The organism is Anoxybacillus kestanbolensis (assembly GCF_001996285.1).
GTDB classification, from domain to species: Bacteria; Bacillota; Bacilli; order Bacillales; family Anoxybacillaceae; genus Anoxybacillus; species Anoxybacillus kestanbolensis_A.
In genome coordinates this window covers 113,617-132,875 of record NZ_MQAD01000005.1, presented here as the reverse complement: position 1 = coordinate 132,875, position 19,259 = coordinate 113,617, and the positions used below count along the sequence as shown (strand labels likewise).

The 19,259-nt window shown below is 39.3% G+C and carries 25 protein-coding genes; 8 read left to right on the top strand and 17 right to left on the bottom strand.

Features of this window, described 5'->3' with window-relative positions:
* Positions 1 to 31 precede the first annotated feature (31 nt).
* The 9 genes from BO219_RS03030 to BO219_RS02990 form a co-directional block, all read right to left on the bottom strand.
* Positions 32 to 1,888, bottom strand: a complete 1,857-nt coding sequence (locus BO219_RS03030; RefSeq protein ID WP_077428348.1) for a PTS fructose transporter subunit IIABC — start codon at positions 1,886 to 1,888, stop codon at positions 32 to 34.
* Positions 1,885 to 2,808: a 1-phosphofructokinase gene (gene pfkB, locus BO219_RS03025; protein ID WP_077428347.1), complete on the bottom strand. Its 924-nt coding sequence runs from the start codon at positions 2,806 to 2,808 to the stop codon at positions 1,885 to 1,887. The genes BO219_RS03030 and pfkB overlap by 4 nt, the downstream gene beginning before the upstream one ends.
* A complete protein-coding gene (locus tag BO219_RS03020; protein WP_077428346.1) occupies positions 2,808 to 3,557 on the bottom strand; it encodes a DeoR/GlpR family DNA-binding transcription regulator in 750 nt (249 codons plus the stop codon). Before BO219_RS03020 ends, pfkB begins: the two co-directional genes overlap by 1 nt.
* A gap of 152 nt (positions 3,558 to 3,709) precedes the next feature.
* A complete protein-coding gene (locus tag BO219_RS03015; protein WP_077428345.1) occupies positions 3,710 to 5,536 on the bottom strand; it encodes a bifunctional diguanylate cyclase/phosphohydrolase in 1,827 nt (608 codons plus the stop codon).
* Between the two features lie 169 nt (positions 5,537 to 5,705).
* Complete coding sequence (locus BO219_RS03010) at positions 5,706 to 6,287, bottom strand: DUF5317 domain-containing protein (RefSeq protein ID WP_004890556.1); 582 nt, start codon at positions 6,285 to 6,287, stop codon at positions 5,706 to 5,708.
* Positions 6,288 to 6,469: 182 nt separating this feature from the next.
* Complete coding sequence (glpK, locus tag BO219_RS03005) at positions 6,470 to 7,954, bottom strand: glycerol kinase GlpK (RefSeq protein WP_077428344.1); 1,485 nt, start codon at positions 7,952 to 7,954, stop codon at positions 6,470 to 6,472.
* Positions 7,955 to 8,085: 131 nt separating this feature from the next.
* Positions 8,086 to 8,640, bottom strand: a complete 555-nt coding sequence (locus BO219_RS03000; RefSeq protein ID WP_004890563.1) for a glycerol-3-phosphate responsive antiterminator — start codon at positions 8,638 to 8,640, stop codon at positions 8,086 to 8,088.
* Positions 8,637 to 9,038, bottom strand: coding sequence for a secondary thiamine-phosphate synthase enzyme YjbQ (locus tag BO219_RS02995; protein WP_004890566.1), 402 nt, complete (start codon positions 9,036 to 9,038; stop codon positions 8,637 to 8,639). Before BO219_RS02995 ends, BO219_RS03000 begins: the two co-directional genes overlap by 4 nt.
* Positions 9,039 to 9,158: 120 nt before the next feature.
* On the bottom strand, positions 9,159 to 9,407 hold the full coding sequence (locus tag BO219_RS02990; protein WP_004890569.1) for a hypothetical protein: 249 nt from the start codon (positions 9,405 to 9,407) through the stop codon (positions 9,159 to 9,161).
* Positions 9,408 to 9,656: 249 nt separating this feature from the next.
* Between BO219_RS02990 and cspD the strand changes: the two genes are divergently transcribed.
* Both cspD and BO219_RS02980 read left to right on the top strand, forming a co-directional pair.
* Entirely contained in the window at positions 9,657 to 9,857 is a 201-nt protein-coding gene (gene cspD / locus BO219_RS02985) for a cold-shock protein CspD (RefSeq protein WP_003398931.1), read from the top strand.
* 109 nt (positions 9,858 to 9,966) lie between these two features.
* A complete protein-coding gene (locus tag BO219_RS02980) occupies positions 9,967 to 10,248 on the top strand; it encodes a DUF2564 family protein (RefSeq protein ID WP_004890571.1) in 282 nt (93 codons plus the stop codon).
* Positions 10,249 to 10,280: 32 nt separating this feature from the next.
* Here the strand turns inward: BO219_RS02980 and BO219_RS02975 are convergent, their stop codons facing one another.
* Both BO219_RS02975 and BO219_RS02970 read right to left on the bottom strand, forming a co-directional pair.
* Entirely contained in the window at positions 10,281 to 10,469 is a 189-nt protein-coding gene (locus BO219_RS02975; protein ID WP_035018664.1) for a zinc-finger domain-containing protein, read from the bottom strand.
* Positions 10,469 to 11,128: a ribonuclease H family protein gene (locus BO219_RS02970; RefSeq protein WP_035018665.1), complete on the bottom strand. Its 660-nt coding sequence runs from the start codon at positions 11,126 to 11,128 to the stop codon at positions 10,469 to 10,471. Before BO219_RS02970 ends, BO219_RS02975 begins: the two co-directional genes overlap by 1 nt.
* Before the next feature lie 109 nt (positions 11,129 to 11,237).
* Between BO219_RS02970 and BO219_RS02965 the strand changes: the two genes are divergently transcribed.
* On the top strand, positions 11,238 to 11,921 hold the full coding sequence (locus BO219_RS02965) for a queuosine precursor transporter (protein ID WP_077428342.1): 684 nt from the start codon (positions 11,238 to 11,240) through the stop codon (positions 11,919 to 11,921).
* 60 nt (positions 11,922 to 11,981) lie between these two features.
* On the top strand, positions 11,982 to 12,878 hold the full coding sequence (locus BO219_RS02960; RefSeq protein WP_077428341.1) for a DMT family transporter: 897 nt from the start codon (positions 11,982 to 11,984) through the stop codon (positions 12,876 to 12,878).
* Here BO219_RS02960 and BO219_RS02955 read toward each other — a convergent pair.
* Positions 12,873 to 13,343: a divergent PAP2 family protein gene (locus BO219_RS02955; protein ID WP_041638403.1), complete on the bottom strand. Its 471-nt coding sequence runs from the start codon at positions 13,341 to 13,343 to the stop codon at positions 12,873 to 12,875. The genes BO219_RS02960 and BO219_RS02955 overlap by 6 nt on opposite strands.
* A 67-nt stretch (positions 13,344 to 13,410) precedes the next feature.
* Here BO219_RS02955 and sspL point away from each other — a divergent pair, with 67 nt between their 5' ends.
* A complete protein-coding gene (sspL, locus tag BO219_RS02950) occupies positions 13,411 to 13,542 on the top strand; it encodes a small, acid-soluble spore protein L (RefSeq protein WP_035018667.1) in 132 nt (43 codons plus the stop codon).
* Between the two features lie 24 nt (positions 13,543 to 13,566).
* Here sspL and acnA read toward each other — a convergent pair whose 3' ends face one another.
* On the bottom strand, positions 13,567 to 16,275 hold the full coding sequence (gene acnA, locus BO219_RS02945; RefSeq protein WP_077428340.1) for an aconitate hydratase AcnA: 2,709 nt from the start codon (positions 16,273 to 16,275) through the stop codon (positions 13,567 to 13,569).
* Positions 16,276 to 16,444: 169 nt separating this feature from the next.
* Between acnA and sspO the strand changes: the two genes are divergently transcribed.
* Complete coding sequence (sspO, locus tag BO219_RS02940; protein WP_004890592.1) at positions 16,445 to 16,594, top strand: small acid-soluble spore protein O; 150 nt, start codon at positions 16,445 to 16,447, stop codon at positions 16,592 to 16,594.
* A 17-nt stretch (positions 16,595 to 16,611) separates the two neighbouring features.
* Here the strand turns inward: sspO and BO219_RS02935 are convergent, their stop codons facing one another.
* Entirely contained in the window at positions 16,612 to 16,872 is a 261-nt protein-coding gene (locus BO219_RS02935) for a hypothetical protein (RefSeq protein WP_035019584.1), read from the bottom strand.
* A gap of 103 nt (positions 16,873 to 16,975) precedes the next feature.
* On the opposite strand from BO219_RS02935, the gene BO219_RS02930 reads away from it, so the two are divergent.
* Entirely contained in the window at positions 16,976 to 17,119 is a 144-nt protein-coding gene (locus BO219_RS02930; RefSeq protein ID WP_006318326.1) for a small acid-soluble spore protein P, read from the top strand.
* Positions 17,120 to 17,197: 78 nt separating this feature from the next.
* Positions 17,198 to 17,635 carry a DUF2621 domain-containing protein gene (locus BO219_RS02925; protein WP_035019583.1) on the top strand — a complete coding sequence of 146 codons (438 nt, stop codon included), beginning with the start codon at positions 17,198 to 17,200 and terminating at the stop codon, positions 17,633 to 17,635.
* A 14-nt stretch (positions 17,636 to 17,649) separates the two neighbouring features.
* Here BO219_RS02925 and BO219_RS02920 read toward each other — a convergent pair whose 3' ends face one another.
* The 3 genes from BO219_RS02920 to BO219_RS02910 are packed head-to-tail and all read right to left on the bottom strand — an operon-like array spanning position 17,650 to position 19,228.
* The gene (locus tag BO219_RS02920; RefSeq protein ID WP_171700056.1) at positions 17,650 to 18,117 is read right to left on the bottom strand and encodes a CcdC family protein; all 468 of its coding nucleotides are present in this window, start codon (positions 18,115 to 18,117) and stop codon (positions 17,650 to 17,652) included.
* 20 nt (positions 18,118 to 18,137) lie between these two features.
* Positions 18,138 to 18,497, bottom strand: a complete 360-nt coding sequence (locus BO219_RS02915) for a response regulator (protein WP_077428338.1) — start codon at positions 18,495 to 18,497, stop codon at positions 18,138 to 18,140.
* 26 nt (positions 18,498 to 18,523) lie between these two features.
* Positions 18,524 to 19,228 (bottom strand): cytochrome c biogenesis CcdA family protein, encoded by a 705-nt coding sequence (locus tag BO219_RS02910; protein ID WP_035019581.1) that lies wholly within the window; start codon positions 19,226 to 19,228, stop codon positions 18,524 to 18,526.
* Positions 19,229 to 19,259: the final 31 nt, after the last annotated feature.

The following is a 19,259-nucleotide window of genomic DNA, read 5'->3' as shown; positions in this document are numbered from 1 at the left end:
GCGCGATTTTTTATCGCGCGCTCTTTATCTATTATTCTTTTACTTCTTTTTTCCACAAACCAACCATGAATGCAGTCACAAGTGAACCAATTAAAATGGCAAGCACATATAACAACGGGTTTCCTTTTACGATCGGGATTACAAAAATTCCACCATGTGGAGCTGGGAGACCGATACCAAACATCATCGTCAACGCTCCGGCAACCGCTGAACCAACAATAATTGATGGAATGACACGTCCTGGATCAGCCGCTGCAAACGGAATGGCCCCTTCTGTGATAAATGAAGCCCCCATAATATAGCATGTTTTTCCTGCTTCCCGCTCTGCTTTTGTAAATTTCTTTTTAAATAATGTTGTCGCAATCGCTAATCCTAAAGGTGGAACCATTCCACCTGCCATAATAGCTGCATGCGGTGCATAGTTCCCTGCATCAATCATCGCAATTCCAAACGTAAACGCCGCTTTATTGATCGGTCCACCCATATCGACTGCCATCATTCCTCCAAGGACAAGGCCAAGCAAAACAAGGTTACCTGTGCCTATATTTTCAAGCCATGTTTTCATTCCTACATTTAATGCTTTCACTGGGTCAATGACGACATACATCATAATAAGTCCCGTGAGCAATATTCCGAATAATGGATAAAGTAGAACAGGTTTAATTCCTTCAAGTGATTGTGGCAAACGGCTAAACCATTTTTTCAATCCAACAACGAGATAACCGGCTAAAAATCCCGCAATTAGTCCACCTAAAAAGCCTGCACCGCCATTCGCGGCCATAAATCCTCCGACCATCCCCGGTGCAAATCCTGGGCGATCGGCGATGCTCATCGCGATAAATCCAGCTAAAACAGGAATCATGAGGGCAAAGGCACTACCACCACCGATGTCCATTAATGCTTTTGCAATCGGATGGAATGACGGATCATTTGGATCAAACGCTTTAATACCAAAAATAAATGAGATCGCAATTAAAATTCCGCCACCAACAACGAACGGAAGCATATTCGATACGCCGTTCATTAAATGTTTATAAAAACCTGTTCGTTCTTTCGATGCATACGAGCGATTGCCACCACTTGCACGATAAATTGGGGCATCTTGTTTTAATGCTCGGTCAATGAGGTGCTCTGGTTTACGAATCGCATCGGCAACAGGTACTTGGATGACATGTTTTCCATCGAATCGGTCCATTTCTACTTGCTTATCTGCTGCAACGATAATGGCAACAGCATCTTCAATTTCTTGTTGTGTTAACTCATTTTTCACCCCGCTTGAACCATTCGTTTCTACCTTTATGTCCACTCCCATTTCTTTTGCTTTCGCCTTCAGAGCATCAGCAGCCATATACGTATGCGCAATCCCTGTTGGGCACGCTGTCACGGCTAATACTTTTTTCTTTCCAACCGTCTGTTTTTCTTCAGTCACCATTTCTCCCTCCTTTTCTTGAATCGTCTGAATAATTTGTTGTTTTGATGAAGCGTTTTCAATTTCTGAGCGAAACGATGTATCCATTAACAATGTTGACAAGCGGGATAGCGCTTCTAAGTGAGTATCGTTGGCTCCTTCTGGTGCAGCAATCATGAAAAACAAATGGCTTCTTTTTCCGTCCAACGCATCGTAATCAATTCCCTCTTTCGAACGTCCAAAAACAACGGCTGGGGTGCGCACCGCCTTCGTTTTTGCGTGAGGGATGGCAATTCCTTCTCCGATTCCTGTCGTACTTTGCGCTTCGCGAGCAAAAATTGCTTCGATAAACGTCTGACGATCGTACAATTTCCCCGTATTCTCAAGAACATTTGCTAATTCCTCAATCACTTCTTTTTTTGTTCGGGCTTTCAAATCAAGAACAATCGTATCTTCTGTCAACAAATCTGTTATTCTCATACACGATCCTCCATTCTGATGATGGTCACTTGTTCTAATAAGCGATAAACCTCATCTTCTGTGCATAAATCTTCCGAAAATGCCGTCGCACTCCCTGCTGCGACGCTATATCGAAATGCTTCTTCAAGTGGTGCTTCGTTCACGTACGCAGCTAAAAATCCTGCTACCATCGAATCACCTGCCCCAACTGAATTTTTTACCATTCCTTTTGGGGCTTGAGCGATTAATATGACGTCTTTATGGAACAAAATTGCCCCATCTCCAGCAAGGGACACAATGACATGTTGCACACCATTGTCAATTAGTTTTTTTCCGTATTCTATAATTTGATGGCGACTATGAATACTCACTCCGAACAATTCCCCAAGCTCCATTTGATTCGGTTTAAGTAAAAATGGTTCGTATGCGATTGCTTGTTTCAATGCACTACCACTCGTATCAACAACAACTGCAACTTTTCGTTTTTTCGCTTCTTCCATCATCATGACGTAAAATGTATCATCTATCGACGGCGGAAGGCTTCCTGCTAAAACAAGGATATCTCCTTTTTTTAGCTGCTTAATTTTATCGATCAGCGCTTCTTTATGTTTATCGCTGATGACAGGCCCTTCGCCATTTATTTCTGTTTCTCTTTCTCCTTTTAACTTAATGTTTAATCGCGTTTGTCCAGGTACAGTAATAAAATCCGTTAAAATATGTTCCCGTTTCAATTCATCAGCGATGAACTGTCCGGTAAATCCACCGATAAACCCGAGGGCAATATTATGAATGTGTAGTCGTTTTAGTACGCGTGATACATTAATTCCTTTCCCCCCAGGAAAATAGGATGTTTTTGTCGCACGATTTAATTTTCCAAGTTCGATCTGTTGCGCTTCAACAACATAGTCGACGGAAGGGTTTAACGTACATGTATAAATCATCATTTCACAACCTCTACTGTCGTTTTTGCTTCATACATCGCTAGCAATTCTTCATCTGTTTCATCCGTAATCATCGTTGCCTCTTGTAATTCGGCAATTTTTGCAAACGTGCTTTCGTTTAATTTCGAATGATCAGCTAATACAAAAGCTTGTTGTGACAAATGAATGGCTGTTTGTTTCATAAACGCTTCTTCAGGATCTGGAGTCGTATAACCAAAATCAATATGAACGCCATTTACTCCAATAAAACATTTGTCAAAACTATATTGCTGCAACGAGTGAATAGCTCCTCGCCCGATTAATGCATTCGTTTTTTTCTTAATTAATCCGCCAACAACATACGTCGGGATATCCTTTTCTAATAGTGCATCAATATGCATCATTCCATTTGTCACAACGACGATATTTTTTGCTTGAATATAAGGAATCATCTGTAATGTTGTCGTTCCCGCATCTAAATAAATGCAATCTCCATCTTGAATAAGACTTGATGCATATTTACCAATAAGCTGTTTTTCATGAATGTTTTTCGTCGATTTTTCAAAAACGCTCAGCTCTTCTCTTTTTTGTTGTAACAACGCTGCACCACCATGGACGCGCTTTAATTTTTTTTCTTTTTCTAACTGACTTAAATCACGTCGAATTGTCGACTCGGAGCATTGCGTTGCTTCAACGAGTTCATGTAGCTTGACAACTTCTTTTTCTTGTAACAGCTGTAAAATAATGCGATGTCGTTCTGGTGTTAACAACTTCACGCCTCCTTTTTAAACCGCTTACATTTTTATCATACTGAAATATATACAAAAAATCAATCAAATTCATTCAATTTTAATCAAAAATAATCATTTTATTTCATATATCATTCACAAACGATCAATTTTCAGAAAAAATAAAAACTGCCTCACGGTGAGACAGTTTTGTTTTCATTTCCGACTTTCTCAGGATAATATTCTTCAATCATTTGGATAAATGGCTCGACATATTGAGGATCGAATTGCGTCCCAGAACAGCGGCGCAATTCAACAATTGCTTCGGAGAATGTTTTTGTTCGTTGATACGGGCGGTCTGTTGTCATCGCATCAAATGAATCAATAATACACAAAATACGTGCTAATTTCGGGATCTCTTCGCCTTTCAGTCCATAAGGATATCCTCGTCCATCATAACGTTCATGATGAAGTTCAACAAGAGGAATAACTTCTTCAAACCGACCATCCGAAAGGACAATTTCTTTCCCCCATATAACGTGTTTTTTCATTATTTCCCATTCATCTGGATCAAGCTTGCTTGTTTTGTTAATAATATCTCGTGAAACTTCGATTTTTCCAATATCATGAACAAGCGCCCCTAAAACGAGTGTACGTTTTTCCTCTTCCGTAAGAGTTAAACGATCGCTAAATTCCATTGCATATTTAAATACACGTTTACTATGACGGTATGTATATACATCTTTATAAAGCAACAATTTTAACTGCTCTTCAATCGCATCTAAATCTTCTTTAAATTTCAATGCATCACGCGATATTCTTTTCGCATCGTACAATTGTACATTATTTTTCCCTTGTGCTTTTGAATAATAAAGCGCTTGATCAGCCTTATGTAATAGTTCACTTTCTTCATACATGTCAGACTCATACTCCGCAACTCCACATGAAAACGAAATGCAACGATACGGAAGGCGGTCAACTCCGTCAAATGGTGTATCGTTTAATTTTTTTCGTAATTGATCCATAAAAGCTGCTGCTTCATGTTTTGTTATTCTGGGTAAAGCAATCGCGAACTCCTCTCCACCATAACGGGCAACAATATATCCTAAATCTTTTGTTTCGTTTCTCAAAAATTCCCCAACAAACTTTAATAATCGATCACCTTGCACATGACCATGATAATCATTATATTTTTTAAAATCATCTAAATCTAAAAAAGCGATCGAAAACTGGCCACCTGTTTTTTTCGTCTCCCGAAATAATTCCTTTAAGTAATCTTTAAAATATCCGTGGTTATATAAGCCGGTGAGGTAATCTTTATTTGCCTGATTGGCCATTTCTTGATACCACTCAAGCACTTTTCCGAATGTAATAGACAGCAAAACAACTAAAACCGTAAACAAAAACAATCCAAAAAACCCTTCGTTATCGATTAAGATAATAAGCACTAAAGAGAGCAGGAGTGTGACGAAATATGCAAAAAACACTTCTTTTAAAAGGCCACGGTTAAATACCCCCGTAAATCTTGATTGTGCAGAACGATAAAAGCCGATCAAAATAATTACATTAATTAAAAAATACACAATTAAACTCAAAAAATAAGGAGATAAATTATATACAATTTCTCCTCCCACTTTTCCATTCAAAAAACTAAATGAAAAGCTAGTTGCGAGTATCATGATTAAATACATAAAAAAGTTTAGTAAATGAGCCCATATCGGCACAGCTCGGTTATACACAATTTGAAGTGAATAAAAAAGCAATAAGACCCAGAATGAAACAAGGAAGCCGAAATGAAGAGCCGCCGCTAGGAAAATAGCTGAGTCCATTGAAAACGAACCTTTATTTTCAAACTGAATTTCAAAACGAGTAAGAACGAATGAAGAGATAGCTAAAAAATATATCCATAACCATTCTTCAAGTTTGGGATAAGGTAACGAAAAGCCAAAAGCAACAGTACTTAGAACAAAACTGAATATTCCCAGAAGAACAACATATACCTTTGATCGAACTGTTATCATAGATCAATCACTCATCCTAAAATAATAATTTAAAAAATAAGGGAGTGAGCCTCCCTTTTTTTGCTTAATCAAAATCCAATTATTTTAATCCCCGACGTCAACGCAACAACAACGGAACCGATGACAATTAAGTTAATAAGTACATTTTTTACGCGTGCGTTCATGTGTTTCACCTCCCTTCATGTATTGGTTGGGAAGCATTTGTTTGTTTCTCTTTCATCATTAAATACTGAATAAACAAAAAGACACCGATATTCATGACAACGTCGCCAATGCTAATCACTTTCGCTCGCGGATAAGGTGGCGCTAACGGAATGATGTCGCCTAAGAACGGAAATATCGTATCAGCTGTAATAGCTGTATGCTTTCCGTAAAGTCCCGTTTTTAAAAGTTCAACGTATTCTTGTCCTAAAACGGCTTGGGTAGCTTCAAGTGATACAGGCATTCTACCACCGTTTAATGCAATAACAATAAAGTTTAAAAGCACGCCTGCGAAGATCGTTTTCATTCCCGGATAATGGCGATTAAGCCAAATAAATGTTAGTCCAACGATGTAAACGATAATAAATGTGACGTTGCTTATATTCGCTAGAAAAGCAATTCGGTCTTGCAATAGGAAGAAAATCCATTGCACAAGCAACAGCACAGGGAAGATCCAACCGCCTTTTAACTTTAATGTCGCGATCCCTTTAAAATTGCCTCCGCGAAATAAACCGATTAAAATGCTCAAAATAATCCCATCATATACCATATAGCCCTCACATTTCTTTAAAAACAAAATTTTTTTCTTTTTTATTGATTATATTATCACATTTTTTCGGATGTGAAAACGGTTATATTAACAAAATATTTTGTTTTTCTTATTGATTATTTAGAACATAGTTTTATTTATAAAAATAAACCGACTGCCCAAAACACAGTCGGTTTGACTCTTTATTTAAACATTTGGGCAGCACGAACTGCTTTTTTCCATCCATCATAAAGTTGTTGTTGAACATCAACATTCATTTTTGGTTCAAAAGCACGATCTATATTCCATTGTTTCGCAATCTCTTCTCTACTTTGCCAATAGCCAACCGCGAGCCCTGCTAAGTAAGCAGCACCGAGAGCAGTCGTTTCGTTCACAACTGGTCTTTCAACGGGTACGCCGAGGATGTCACTTTGAAATTGCATTAGAAAATTGTTTTTTACCGCTCCACCATCAACACGTAACGTTTTTAACGTAATCCCCGCATCCGCTTCCATTGCAGTTAGCACATCTTTCGTTTGATATGCAAGTGACTCAAGCGTTGCGCGAATAAAGTGCTCTTTTGTCGTTCCGCGTGTCAAGCCAAATACCGCTCCTCGTACATCGCTATCCCAATATGGTGTCCCAAGTCCTACAAACGCCGGTACCACATATACACCATCTGTTGATTGTACTTTCGTTGCATATGCTTCGCTATCTTTTGCTTCCTTAATCATTCGTAATCCGTCACGTAACCATTGAATGGCAGATCCAGCAACGAAAATGCTTCCTTCTAACGCATATTCGACTTTTCCATCGACTCCCCATGCAATTGTCGTTAATAAACCGTGTTTAGACTGAACTGCTTTTTCGCCCGTATTCATTAACATAAAGCAACCTGTTCCATACGTGTTTTTCGCCATTCCTTGTTCAAAGCATGCTTGCCCGAACAAAGCTGCCTGTTGATCTCCTGCAATACCAGCAATCGGCACTTCTTGCCCAAAGAAATGGTACGGTGCTGTATGTGCGTAAATTTCTGAAGATGGCCGAACATCCGGTAGCATTGCTTTTGGCACTTGTAAAATGCCGAGTAGTTCATCATCCCATCTTTGTTCATAAATATTGAACATTAACGTTCTTGAAGCGTTAGAGTAGTCTGTCACATGCACTTTTCCACCAGATAGCTTCCAAGTAAGCCATGTATCAATCGTTCCAAATAATAACTCCCCTCGTTCCGCTTTTTCTCGTGCTCCTTCCACATGATCTAAAATCCATTTCACTTTCGTTCCTGAAAAGTAAGCATCAATAAGCAAACCTGTTTTCTGACGAAATAGGTCATCGTATCCATTCTTTTTCAACTCTTCGCAAATTTGTGCTGTCTGGCGCGATTGCCACACGATGGCATTATATATTGGCTGACCTGTTTGTTTATCCCACACTACTGTCGTTTCACGCTGGTTTGTTATACCGATGGCCGCAACTTGTTTCGGCTCAACAGCTGCTTCTGATAATACTGTTGCAATGACAGCTAAAATAGAACCCCAAATTTCATTTGGGTTATGCTCCACCCATCCTGGCTGTGGAAAATATTGTGTAAACTTTTTTTGTGCAATATGAACAATTTCCCCTTTTTGATTAAATAAAATAGCGCGCGAACTCGTTGTTCCTTGATCAAGAGCTAAAATGTACATACACCTATCCCCCTTACAAAAAAAGACCCACACCGCAATCAATAAAAATGCGTGTGAGTCTCCGTTTCTCTGCCACTAACATGATGAACTTACTATAAGACTAATCGATTTCGAAAACGCTGTCAATATATTTATTTTGGCTCGAAATATCGCCAAAGTTCGACATTTGATGTCGTTACCGCAACAGCCCCTGCAGCAATCGCCGCTTCCACTTCGGTTTCGTTTTCTATTAATCCTCCAGCAATAATTTCTTTCCCAGTTCGTTCATGAAGTTGAGAGATAACTTTCGGAACAACACCAGGTAATACCTCAATATAATCAGGATTTGTTTTTTCGACAAGTTGAACACTTCGTTCAAAGGCGTTCGAATCAATAATAAATGTTCGTTGAATCGCAACAACACCTTTTTGTTTTGCTTTCGTGATCACACTGCTTTTGGTTGAAATCAATCCGTACGGTTTAACGAGTTGACATAAAAATTCTGTCGCATACTCATCACTTTTTAGCCCTTGTATTAAATCAACGTGAAGAAACATTTTTTTCCCATGTTCATTTGCATATGTATACACACTTTTCAACATACCGATATGAATGTCTAAAAACACACCATATTCATAATTCATTTTTAATAGCCTGTCAAAATCTTTCATCGAACGTACTGCCGGCAAAATACGTTGTTCGTTCATCCTTCAATCACCTTCACATAAAATGTTCTCGTTCTCGGTCCATCGAACTCGCAAAAATAAATGCCTTGCCATGTTCCGAGAAGCAACTGACCTTTTGTGACAATGACATGCGCAGATGATCCAACCGTGCTTGCTTTCATATGAGCAGCTGTGTTTCCTTCACTATGCCGATCGAGAGAATGATACCATGGATACAATTCATCAAAACGGCGAATCATGTCCCGTTTAACATCTGGATCAGCATTTTCATTAATTGTGATTCCTGCTGTCGTGTGTGGACAATAAACAACAACAACTCCTTCTTGTACACCACTCTCTGTAATAAAGGATTGAACAAGTGAAGTAATGTCTACAAATTCATCTCGCTTCGTCGTCTGAATCGTCCATTGTTTGATCATCATACGTTCCCACCTTTATCCTCATATATTTATGATCATACATATTTTCACAATTGTTTTCTATAAAAAATTCATCTATTGACGACTATAACATAAATAAAGCCCAGACTTTACTGGACTTTATTCATACACATGATGAGAAGGGATAATATAATCGACCGAAATCACAGGCAAATCGTGCTGTTCAACTGAGGCTACAATTAACCCCTGCTTGCTTACAATGCCGAATTGTTCTTTTTGTTGATTAAATGCTGCTTCACCAAATGCTAAAATTGTTTGATATAACTTTTCTTGATCGACTTTTTGCTTCCGTACATGATTGCTTAACTTAATGATCACTTCTTTTCCACGAATTTGACCACGATACATACCGCTCACTCCCTTTCTATACTACTTACTGTTAATGTTATGCACTTATTACAAAAATCCTCCTCTAAAAAAATTTTTTGAAAAAATCGCCTTTTTGTCTTGACTCTTCCTCATCATTCGTGTATAGTCTAATTATCATCTAACTGAATATATGTCCTGCACCGACTTGGTTGCTGTGAGTATATTCCGTTATATGAAAAATTTTTTCATTAGCCTGTTGGCTAAAAGGTATTAGGAGGATTCAGTATTATGCAAAACGGTAAAGTAAAATGGTTTAACAACGAAAAAGGTTACGGATTCATCGAAGTTGAAGGTGGAGACGATGTATTCGTACACTTCACAGCAATCCAAGGTGAAGGCTACAAAACGTTAGAAGAAGGTCAAGCTGTTTCTTTTGAAATCGTTCAAGGAAACCGTGGCCCTCAAGCTGCAAACGTAGTGAAATTATAATCGTCTGAGATGATTCATATATAGCTCGACGAAAAGACCAGCAATATGCTGGTCTTTTTTGTTACATACTCTCCTCTTTTCACACAAATACTACAAGTGAGGAGGGATCATGATGACACAAAACCCAAAAAAGCCACACCTTCAGGCAGATAGCGTATTTACGAAAATTGAAGATGCACATTTAGCGGTTGAATCGGCAAAAAAGATGGTTGCAGCGGCAACGATGAGTTTAGACAGTCACACTTTCGATCACGCAAAACAAGCGATCGAAAATGCAAAAGAAGCGATCGCACGCGCTAAAACAAACATCGAGGATCCACTGCTATTACAATGTGAAAAGGAATTAGCAGACGCATATCATCAATTATCAGAAACGATCCACCACACGTAATGATGAGGTGTCCCGTATCTCGGGGCACCTTGTTACGTTTTTTGTTTCACAAGCAACTGACCGTATTGCTTCATTTTTTCTCCTATTGTACATGTTTGGATGCAAAACGATTGTGCATATAATTTCCCGTATTCTTTACGGAGTGCACGTTTTACAAAACACTCCTCACAATACGTGTCAAATAATTCATTTATTCGAAGTAACACATCTTTTCGATTCATCATTCACGCTCCAATTGTATTGTACTTACAATTATCTTCCCACGAAGAGCTTGTGTTGCTAACTGATCTGCTTCACTATTTTCTTTTCTATTAATGGGTTCATAAATTGGAGAAATACGAAGCTTTTTCATTTTTTGCTCAATTCGCTCCACCCATCTCCCCTCGTCTGAAAATACAGGCCAATCATTAGACAATTGATGCAATACAACATGCGCATCCCCACGGAATACAACAGGCAAATGATGAACACCGAGATGCTCGATTTGTTCGAGTAAAAAATAAAAGGCTGCATACTCTGCTTCATTATTTGACTGCAATTCGTCTAACTGCGCATTTGCTCGCCTACGAAATTGTGCACCGTTTTGTTTATAATAAATCACGATTCCAATTCCTGCTTTTTTTGATTGACGATCATAACCGCCATCAAAATAAGCAATCACGTCGTGCGGCTCCGTTTCAATTTCTTTCATAAGCTTCATTAACTCCTTTTTCGTCCAAGCCACACCACTTGCATCATAAAATAAAAGTTGTTTCACTCTCCCTGTTCTTTCTATATCCTCTGCAAAAAATAGAGCCTCTGTCACTTCCATCTCTGTTGATGTCCACACCATTTCCTTTTTCTTCGGTGTTACATATGTCCATTCCATAAAAACCTTCATATGTCACTCACCTTTTCTTTTTATTTTATTATAACAGTTTAGACAAAAAATGATGTCAGTTGTATAATATCGCTTGTGTCTTTATATTTTCATACGAGGAGGGATCACGATGTTTAACGAAATACTCGGTCTTTTTTCTGCCATCGTCACATTTTCACTTGTATTGCTCATTTATCGTTTCTTCGGTCGCTCAGGTTTATTCGTATGGATCGGCTTTTCTACTGTCGTTGCTAATTTACAAGTCGTCAAAACCGTTGAATTGCTTAGTATGACAGCTACACTCGGAAACGTCATGTACGGAACCGCCTTTTTAGTGACTGATATTTTAAGTGAAAAATACGGAAAAAAAGAAGCACAAAAAGCGGTATGGCTCGGCTTCTTTACACTTATTTCACTCACAATCGTCATGCAAATCGCTTTATTATTTAAGCCGCATGCGAGCGATTTTGCTCAACCAGCGTTAGAAACGATTTTTGGTTTATTGCCACGTATCGCGCTTGGTAGCTTACTTGCTTTTGTAATTAGTCAATCGCTTGATGTTCACTTATTTCATTGGTTTAAAAAGAAATTTCCGCGCGATTCGCAACTTTGGATTCGCAATAATGGAAGCACAATGATTAGCCAGTTGATCGATACACTCGTTTTCACATCCATTGCATTTCTCGGTGTATTTCCGTTGCATGATTGGATACAAATTTTTATGACAACATATGTACTGAAATGGATTGTTGCAATGTTGGATACACCTTTTGTATATTTTGCAAAAAAAATATCTCCAAAATATACAGAATAATGGTAAAATGTTGTATGAGACTTCGGTCTTATACAACATTTTTTTGTAAAGGAGAGTCAAATGAAATACAAAGCTGATATTAGTTTATTATTTGTTGCATTTGTTTGGGGTGCTACGTTTGTCGTCGTTCAAAACGCCATTGCTTTTTTACCTCCATTAATGTTTAATGGCGTACGTTTTGCGATCGCTAGCGTACTGCTATGGGCTTGGGTGCTTATCTTCGAACGTAAACCTCTGGATCGACAACTTATATGTGCTGGATCGCTTCTTGGCATATGGCTATGTCTTGGATATGCCTTTCAAACGATTGGTTTATTGTATACGACTTCATCAAAAGCGGGATTCATTACCGGATTAAATGTTGTTATCGTTCCTTTCCTTTCATTTATCATTTTAAAGCAAAGACCTTCGTTTAACGCCGTTGTCGGAAGCATACTCGCTACATGCGGACTATATCTTTTAACCGCAAGCGGAGATATGTCGATCAATAAAGGAGATGTGTTCGTCTTTTTGTGCGCTATCGCTTTTGCGCTACATATCGTAACGACAAGCATATATGCAACAAAATTTTCACCTATCCTACTAACAACGATTCAAGTTCAAACAGTATCCATCACTTGTTTTATATGTTCATATTTGTTTGAAGACTGGTCTCTTATTCCACTATCCACTTTTTTTGAATTTGATGTATGGCTGGCTCTACTCATTACCGCACTGTTCGCGACAACGATTGCTTTCTTTATTCAAACGCATTTTCAACAATATACATCTCCAACACGTGTTGCTTTAATTTTTGCTTTAGAACCTGTTTTTGCGGCTCTAACTGCATATATATGGAATGATGAGTATCTTCAACAAGCGGCCTTATTTGGAGCTGGACTTATTTTATTAGGGATGATTTTGTCAGAACTCCCTCAACATATATGGCAAAGAAAAAAGAGCGCTCACCTCTCATAGCGAGCGCTTCCACCTACTTATTACATAAGATAATCCTCCTGTAACGATACCAAGAAACGCCCCTCCAATCACTTCAATTGGTTGATGACCAAGCCGTTCGCGCAACAACTCTTCTTTTCGGTCCAACTTTCCGTCATCTTGAGCACCTTTTAACCGTTCGATTTCCTCAGTTAATTCGTTCACACGAATAGCTAACTCTCCTGCTTGATGACGCACTCCTTGGGCGTCATACATAACAATTAAACCAAAAATGGCTGCAAGGGCAAAATCTATACTATGCACTCCTCGTTTTAAAGCAACATATGTGGCAAGGGAGGCAACACCCGCAGAATGTGAACTTGGCATGCCTCCCGTTTCAAAAAAAAGCGACCAATCCCACTTTTTCGTTTTTCTTTTCGTCAATGGAATTTTTAAAAATTGGGCTAAAGCAATTGTACACAATGCTGTTTGAATGGCTCGATTCATGTCACTGCCTCCTCTTATATATATTTTTTGAAAAAGACGGATACAATATGCGCAGGAGGTGGACATGATGAGTAAAAATAACGGAAGAAATCGTGGGCAAAACGCTCCAAGCGTCAATCCACAAGGATATGATGCCACATTTACCCCTGATCCAAAAAGTGCATTAGAAAACGCAGCGAAAAAGACAAACACAAAATAAAGAAGAGAGCAGATCGCTCTCTTCTTATCGTTTTAACTTCTCGCGCAATACCATCGGCAAAATTCCACCATGACGGTAGTAGTCGATTTCTACTTCGCTATCGAAACGAACAAGCACTTCAAATTCTTTTTTGTTTCCTTGCTCGTCTGTCGCTGTTACTTTGACGTAGTCGCGCGGTTTGACGTTTTCATCAATATGCACTTCAAATACTTCTTTACCTGTCAATCCAAGCGTCTCAGCATTTTCCCCTTCTTTAAATTGGAGTGGTAACACACCCATAAGCACAAGGTTTGAACGATGGATACGTTCAAAGCTTTCCGCAATAACCGTTTTGATACCGAGCAAGTATGTTCCTTTTGCCGCCCAGTCGCGCGAACTTCCCATACCGTAATCTTTTCCAGCAATAACAACAAGCCCTGTACCATCTTGTTTATATTTCATGCAAGCATCGTAAATCGACATGACCTCGCCTGTTGGCCAATATGTTGTATAGCCACCCTCTGTACCTGGCGCGATTTGGTTGCGAATACGGATGTTTGCAAACGTACCACGCATCATCACTTCATGGTTACCACGACGAGAACCGTACGAGTTAAAGTCTTTCGGATCAACACCTTTAGAAATTAAATATTGTCCTGCTGGTGTATTTACACCGATCGATCCAGCTGGCGAAATGTGATCTGTTGTGACAGAGTCGCCAAACTTTCCAACCACTCTCAAACCAGCAAGTGGTTTTACTTCTTCCACTTCTGGCGATAATCCTTCAAAGAATGGCGGATTTTGAATATATGTTGAGTTTTCATCCCATTGATAAAGTGGCTCGTCCGTCGTTTCAATCGCATTCCAACGTGCGTTATCGTCAAATACTCGCTCGTATTCTTTACGGAATAATTCTGGCGTCACCGTCTTTTTCACAACTTCTTTCACTTCTTCTGTAGATGGCCAAATGTCGTTAAAGTACACATCATTGCCGTTTTGATCTTTACCGATCGGATCATTTAACAAATCGATGTCGACTGTTCCGGCAAGCGCATATGCTACGACAAGCGGCGGTGATGCTAAATAGTTGCCTTTGACGAGCGGATGAATACGCCCTTCAAAGTTTCGGTTACCAGACAATACGCTCGTGACAAGCAAATCGTTTTCGGCAATCGCTTTTTCAAGCTCCGGAGCAAGCGGACCAGAGTTACCGATACATGTCGTACAACCGTAACCAACGATATTAAAGCCAATTTGCTCTAGGTAAGGGAGAAGACCTGAATCTTTTAAATATCCTGTGACGACTTTCGAACCAGGTGCAAGTGATGTTTTTACGTATTTTGGTACTTTCAATCCTTTTTCCACCGCTTTTTTCGCCACTAAGCCTGCACCGATTAACACGTATGGGTTAGACGTGTTTGTACAGCTTGTAATCGCCGCAATTGCGATCGCACCTGTTTTCATTTTTACTTCTTCGCCGTTTAACGTAACAGTCATTTCTTTATCGAAATCTGCTTCAGTCAAGCCAAAACCTTGGTTCCCTTGCGGAGAAACAACAGCTTGACGGAACGATTCTTTCATTTTTGAAAGCGGAATTAAATCTTGTGGACGTTTTGGCCCAGAAAGATTTGGTTCAATTTCTGATAAGTTAATTTCAACAACATCTGTAAACACAGGCTCTTGTGCATCTGGTGTATAGAACAAACCATTCGCTTTGCAATATGCTTCAACGACTTGAACATGTTGTTCGTCACGACCTGTTAAACGTAAATAATCAAGCGCCTCAGCATCAACCGGGAAGAAGCCACACGTTGCACCATATTCAGGTGCCATGTTGGCCACAGTTGCACGGTCGGCCAACGGCAATGTCGCCACACCTGGACCGAAAAATTCAACAAACTTGCCGACAACCCCTTTTTTCCGAAGCACTTGTGTCACTTTTAACGCAAGGTCTGTTGCTGTCGTACCATTCGGTAATTTTCCTGTTAAACGTACACCAATTACTTCTGGTACTGGGAAGTAAGATGGTTGTCCAAGCATGCCTGCTTCCGCCTCGATACCACCAACACCCCAACCGAGTACGCCAATACCGTTAATCATTGTTGTGTGGGAGTCTGTGCCAACAAGCGTATCTGGGAACGCCTCATACTCACCATTTTCCCCTTCAACAACATGCACCACATTCGCTAAATACTCTAAGTTAACTTGGTGCACAATACCTGTTGCTGGAGGAACAGCACGATAATTGCTAAACGCTTTTTGTGCCCACTTTAAAAACTTATAACGCTCTGCATTGCGTTCAAATTCTAAATTCATGTTATACTCGAGCGCATCTTCTGTCCCTGCTTTATCAACTTGGACAGAATGGTCGATCACAAGATCAACAGGAATTTCGGGGTTGATTTCATACGGATCTCCGCCGATGTCGGCCATTGCTTTCCGCATGGAAGCTAAGTCAACAACAGCAGGGACACCTGTAAAGTCTTGCAAGATGACGCGAGATGGTTTAAACGGAACGTCTACATCTTTTAGTTCGCTCGTTCCCCATTTCGCTAAATTTTCAACATGCTCTTTCGTAATGACACGTCCATCAACTTGACGAAGTACTGATTCAAGAAGCACTTTAATAGAATACGGAAGACGCGATACATTTCCGATTCCTGCTTCTTCAAGCGCTTGTAAACGATAATAATGATATTTTTTCCCGTTCACCTCAAACGTATCACGCGCTTGAAATACATCATTTTTCACCATTATGTATTACCCCCTTCTAACAGATCATCTTCTCCCACACCCACAAAATTCCTACGCTTTTATCTTAATACAATGCTCTCCATAAGTAAATAATAATTGTTTATAAGTTTCAGATAAATGCATATTTTTTTGCTCTATTTCCAACAATAGTTGTAGGAGGTGAAAAAAGATGGTAAAAAGAAAAGCAAATCATGTCATTCCTGGCATGAACGATGCGAGCGCACAAGGAAAAGGTGCTGGCTACAATGAGGAGCTCTCCAACGAGCCACTCACCGAAGCTCAAAAACAAAATAATAAAAAACGAAAGAAAAATCAATAATCCCGCTTGAAGCGGGATTATTCATACATGTTAACTTCGTCGACAATCGCTTGCAAATCATGACGAAATTGTTCAAGCTGTTTGCGTTGTTTTTCCGAGGCTACTTCAAGCGCGTTATTAATTTGTTCAAACGCCTCGTTTACTTCCTGCTTTAGATGATGCAACTGACTTCCATAGTCTGCGTCACTTTTCACCAGATGATCATACCATTCTTTTGCCTCCATTGTTCCTTGTTGTGCAGCTTCAAACGCCTGTTGCTTATTTTTATGATAAGGCATCGCTTTCACTCCTCTCTTTTTGTTATTATCGTGCCTATTGACGGATGAAATATGCATAAATACGGTTTATCATGCCATCATATGAAAGAAAGGAGTGTGTCGCATGAACAAAAATACAAGCAAAGACATGCGTAAAAATGCCCCAAAAGGAGATAACCCAGGACAACCAGAACCGCTTAGTGGTTCGAAAAAAGTAAAAAATCAAAATCATACCCGCCAAAAGCATAACTCAAGTCACGATATGTAAAAGAGCTGACGCAACTGTCAGCTCTTTTACTTGATTCTGCCATTGTTTTTTTACATAATAAACGTTGAGGTGGAATGTATGCTAACAGGTTGGTTTTTATGGTTTATTTTATTTTGGGTCGTTTTTCTTCTTGTTACGATGTCAATCGGTGGCTTCTTCATGTTTAGGAAATTTTTAAAACGGCTACCAAAAGAGGATGGGAAGTCAGAATTGGATTGGCAACAATATTATATTGAGCAAACGCGTCATTTATGGTCTGAAAAAGAAAAAGCGCTACTTGAAGATTTAGTTCGCCCAGTTCCTGAGTTGTTTCGCGATGTGGCACGCCAAAAAATTGCTGGGAAAATTGGAGAGTTGGCGTTGCAAGAAAATGCGAATCAAATTACAGAAGATTTAGTTGTTCGTGGCTATATTCTCGCCACACCAAAGCGTGATCATAAATTTTTAATTAAAGCGCTAAGAGAAAAACAAATTGATTTTACAAAATACGAACATTTACTAACAAAAAAAAGCTAATCGCCTGTTGCTGATTAGCTTTTTTCTTTTACTTCACGTTGGAGGCGACGATATGATGCATACATCGCCACGCGCCACGGAACAATCATCGAGAAGGCTAAAATCCAAAACATTCCCGCGAGTTCTCCGTACTCAATGGTGCGGCTTAAATATGTTTTTAAAGCGAGACGCAATACAATTAAGCCAACAAAAATAAAAGCGAACGCTTTTGAACGTTGTAAATAAATTTTGTTGCCTCGAACTTCAAACGAAGATGTTTTAATTAACAAAATAGAAAAAAGCGCTCCAACAAAAACTGCTTCTACACATTCTAACATCGTTACTCGAAACATTGGATGAAGAAACATAAGAGCGCCTGTGCTCATAAAAATAGGGGGTAATATAATTTTTTTGGCGTTTGTCGGTTTTTCTGCCGCTTTCATGCGAATAAAGAAAACAAGTCCAGCCATAAACACCGCAAATACCGAACTAAAAATAGCCAAAATCAATCTTCTTTCTCATCTTACTGTAACACACGTTGAATAGCCTCCATGACGCGACTTTCATCAAATGGTTTTACGATAAAATCTAGCGCCCCTGCTTCAATAGCTTCAACAACCATTTTTTGTTGCCCCATCGCGGAACACATAATAATCTTCGCATGAGGATCATGACGTTTAATTTCCCTCACAGCTTCAAGACCACTCATCACTGGCATTGTAATATCGAGTGTCACCACGTCTGGCTTTAACTCTATATATAATTCAACAGCTTCCCTTCCGTTTTCCGCTTCCCCAACCACTTCATGATTTGCTTTTTTTAAAATATTCGCTAATGTCATGCGCATAAATTTTGCATCATCGACAATTAAAATTCTCGCCATTTCCTTTCCCTCCACACCCTAAGAAACTAGAAACCTGTAAAGCCACCAAATATGTTTGTCATATAAATCGTAATTTTCGTCATCCAATCAAAAAACAGTACAACCCCCATGCCTATCATGACATATCCGCCGACTTTCATTAGCTTAACATGATGTTTCCGAATCCAACCCATTTTCCCAATAAAAAACGATAAAAGCAAAAAAGGCAAAGCAAAACCGAGTGAATAGGCGGTCATATAGACAACGCCTAAACTCGGATTTGTCGCTGCTAGAGCAATCACGGATACTAAAATCGGACCTGTACACGGCGTCCAACCGGCAGCAAACGCCATGCCAATAAGGAAAGATCCGATATAACCTGATGGACGTTGTTGAAAGGATAAACGACGATCCGTCATTAAAAAGGTCGGCTTAAAGATGCCGATAATAACAAATCCGAAAAACACCATCAGTATTGCACCAATTTGCCGAATAAGATCTTGGTACGTATGAAAAAAACGTCCAAGAATCGATGTGCCGAAACCGATCGCAATAAAGATAAAAGAAAAACCGAGCAAAAAAAATAACGTATGTAACAAACTTCTTTTTTGTAACAATGCATAATCAGACTTTAAATCACTAACTGAAATTCCCGTAATATATGATAAAAAGGCTGGGTAAAGCGGCAAACAGCAAGGAGAAATAAACGACAACACACCTGCCCCAAACGCAACAAACAGTTGAATGTCCATATGATTGGCACTCCATTCTTTCTTCATTTAG

What these genes read in the sequence shown, in the direction of transcription:
- BO219_RS03030 (WP_077428348.1), bottom strand. Translation starts at nt 1,888, where the DNA reads ATGAGAATAACAGATTTGTTGACAGAAGATACGATTGTTCTTGATTTG.
- pfkB (WP_077428347.1), bottom strand. Translation starts at nt 2,808, where the DNA reads ATGATTTATACATGTACGTTAAACCCTTCCGTCGACTATGTTGTTGAA.
- BO219_RS03015 (WP_077428345.1), bottom strand. Translation starts at nt 5,536, where the DNA reads ATGATAACAGTTCGATCAAAGGTATATGTTGTTCTTCTGGGAATATTC.
- BO219_RS03010 (WP_004890556.1), bottom strand. Translation starts at nt 6,287, where the DNA reads ATGGTATATGATGGGATTATTTTGAGCATTTTAATCGGTTTATTTCGC.
- glpK (WP_077428344.1), bottom strand. Translation starts at nt 7,954, where the DNA reads ATGTACATTTTAGCTCTTGATCAAGGAACAACGAGTTCGCGCGCTATT.
- BO219_RS03000 (WP_004890563.1), bottom strand. Translation starts at nt 8,640, where the DNA reads ATGAACGAACAACGTATTTTGCCGGCAGTACGTTCGATGAAAGATTTT.
- BO219_RS02995 (WP_004890566.1), bottom strand. Translation starts at nt 9,038, where the DNA reads ATGATCAAACAATGGACGATTCAGACGACGAAGCGAGATGAATTTGTA.
- BO219_RS02990 (WP_004890569.1), bottom strand. Translation starts at nt 9,407, where the DNA reads ATGTATCGTGGTCAAATTCGTGGAAAAGAAGTGATCATTAAGTTAAGC.
- cspD (WP_003398931.1), top strand. Translation starts at nt 9,657, where the DNA reads ATGCAAAACGGTAAAGTAAAATGGTTTAACAACGAAAAAGGTTACGGA.
- BO219_RS02980 (WP_004890571.1), top strand. Translation starts at nt 9,967, where the DNA reads ATGATGACACAAAACCCAAAAAAGCCACACCTTCAGGCAGATAGCGTA.
- BO219_RS02975 (WP_035018664.1), bottom strand. Translation starts at nt 10,469, where the DNA reads ATGAATCGAAAAGATGTGTTACTTCGAATAAATGAATTATTTGACACG.
- BO219_RS02970 (WP_035018665.1), bottom strand. Translation starts at nt 11,128, where the DNA reads ATGAAGGTTTTTATGGAATGGACATATGTAACACCGAAGAAAAAGGAA.
- BO219_RS02965 (WP_077428342.1), top strand. Translation starts at nt 11,238, where the DNA reads ATGTTTAACGAAATACTCGGTCTTTTTTCTGCCATCGTCACATTTTCA.
- BO219_RS02960 (WP_077428341.1), top strand. Translation starts at nt 11,982, where the DNA reads ATGAAATACAAAGCTGATATTAGTTTATTATTTGTTGCATTTGTTTGG.
- BO219_RS02955 (WP_041638403.1), bottom strand. Translation starts at nt 13,343, where the DNA reads ATGAATCGAGCCATTCAAACAGCATTGTGTACAATTGCTTTAGCCCAA.
- sspL (WP_035018667.1), top strand. Translation starts at nt 13,411, where the DNA reads ATGAGTAAAAATAACGGAAGAAATCGTGGGCAAAACGCTCCAAGCGTC.
- acnA (WP_077428340.1), bottom strand. Translation starts at nt 16,275, where the DNA reads ATGGTGAAAAATGATGTATTTCAAGCGCGTGATACGTTTGAGGTGAAC.
- sspO (WP_004890592.1), top strand. Translation starts at nt 16,445, where the DNA reads ATGGTAAAAAGAAAAGCAAATCATGTCATTCCTGGCATGAACGATGCG.
- BO219_RS02935 (WP_035019584.1), bottom strand. Translation starts at nt 16,872, where the DNA reads ATGCCTTATCATAAAAATAAGCAACAGGCGTTTGAAGCTGCACAACAA.
- BO219_RS02930 (WP_006318326.1), top strand. Translation starts at nt 16,976, where the DNA reads ATGAACAAAAATACAAGCAAAGACATGCGTAAAAATGCCCCAAAAGGA.
- BO219_RS02925 (WP_035019583.1), top strand. Translation starts at nt 17,198, where the DNA reads ATGCTAACAGGTTGGTTTTTATGGTTTATTTTATTTTGGGTCGTTTTT.
- BO219_RS02915 (WP_077428338.1), bottom strand. Translation starts at nt 18,497, where the DNA reads ATGGCGAGAATTTTAATTGTCGATGATGCAAAATTTATGCGCATGACA.
- BO219_RS02910 (WP_035019581.1), bottom strand. Translation starts at nt 19,228, where the DNA reads ATGGACATTCAACTGTTTGTTGCGTTTGGGGCAGGTGTGTTGTCGTTT.